This window comes from Alkanindiges hydrocarboniclasticus (assembly GCF_001982605.1).
Lineage (GTDB): Bacteria > Pseudomonadota > Gammaproteobacteria > Pseudomonadales > Moraxellaceae > Alkanindiges > Alkanindiges hydrocarboniclasticus.
Genome location: NZ_MLCN01000005.1, coordinates 1 through 1,195, shown reverse-complemented (window position 1 = coordinate 1,195; position 1,195 = coordinate 1). Strand labels below are relative to the sequence as shown.

At 42.7% G+C, this 1,195-nt stretch carries 1 protein-coding gene; it reads right to left on the bottom strand.

Features of this window, described 5'->3' with window-relative positions:
• Positions 1-56: 56 nt before the first annotated feature.
• Positions 57-1,097: an IS481 family transposase gene (locus BKE30_RS01870; RefSeq protein ID WP_076876982.1), complete on the bottom strand. Its 1,041-nt coding sequence runs from the start codon at positions 1,095-1,097 to the stop codon at positions 57-59.
• Between the last annotated feature and the right edge of the window lie 98 nt (positions 1,098-1,195).

Sequence of the window (1,195 nt, the reverse complement as noted above, 5' to 3'; positions counted from 1 at the left end):
TGTAGTAGCTCAAACCTGATCTGACAGTCACCATTTTTGCATAGGTATCTGTCAGATTAGATTTGGTTCAGATTCTTCTCAGACCAAATCTGTTTTCCATCAAGCAATGTTGCCATTGGTGTTCGCCCACAGCACATCTTCCCTTGATGGGTTCTCGCATTATTGTAGTAATCCAGCCACTCGTCCAGATCATTCTGTAAACTGGCTAAATCCACATACAATTTCTTCCGAAACGCCACCTGATAAAACTCCTGTAAAATCGTTTTATGGAAGCGTTCACAAATGCCATTCGTTTGCGGTGACATCGCTTTGGTCTTGGTGTGGTCAATATCATTGATTGCCAAATAGAGCTGGTAATCATGCTGTTCAACCTTACCGCAATATTCCGTTCCTCTGTCCGTCAAAATTCGTAGAACAGTGAAGCCATTGGCTTGATAGAACGGCAATACTTTGTCGTTCAGTACATCCGCTGCTGTAATCGGTGTCTTGGTTGTATACAGTTTACAGTGCGCAACCTTGCTATAGGTATCAACGTAAGTTTGCTGATAAATCCGCCCAACACCTTTCATGTTGCCAACATAAAACGTGTCTTGTGAGCCTAGATAGCCTGGGTGGGCGGTCTCTATTTCACCACAGGCTACATCATCGTCTTTCTTCTTTTCTAATGCTGCAACTTGCGCTTCATTGAGAATGAATCCCTCCAAAGCAACCTTTTGCTCTAAAGCTTTGAGTCGTTTTTTGAAGTTCTCTAAATTGTGGCGAAGCCAGATTGAGCGCACGCCACTGCCTGAAACAAACACGCCAGTTTTGCGTAATTCATTACTAGTGCGATGTTGTCCGTGGGCTGGATATTCGATTGCATAAACCATGACGGCTTTTTCAATCTGCTCATCAATTCGATTCTTGAGATTAGGTACACGGCGGCTTTTGTTAATCAATGCATCTAATCCACCTTCGGCGGCAAGTTCTTGGTAACGATAGAAGGTATCTCGTGATACGCCCATGACCTTACAGGCTTTAGAAACGTTTTGCAGTTCTTCAGCAAGATTCAAAAGACCTGCTTTATGTTTAATGATGGGATTGTTAGTATTCAACATGAGGGTTACTCCGTTTTGGTTGGATTCGATACCCATAATCAAAACTGGTAACCCTCAACTTTTCAAGTTAAGTGTCAGATCAAGTCGGAACTAATACA

Bases quoted from the DNA above. Each gene is read 5' to 3' on its own strand.
- BKE30_RS01870 (WP_076876982.1), bottom strand. From the start codon at position 1,097: ATGTTGAATACTAACAATCCCATCATTAAACATAAAGCAGGTCTTTTG.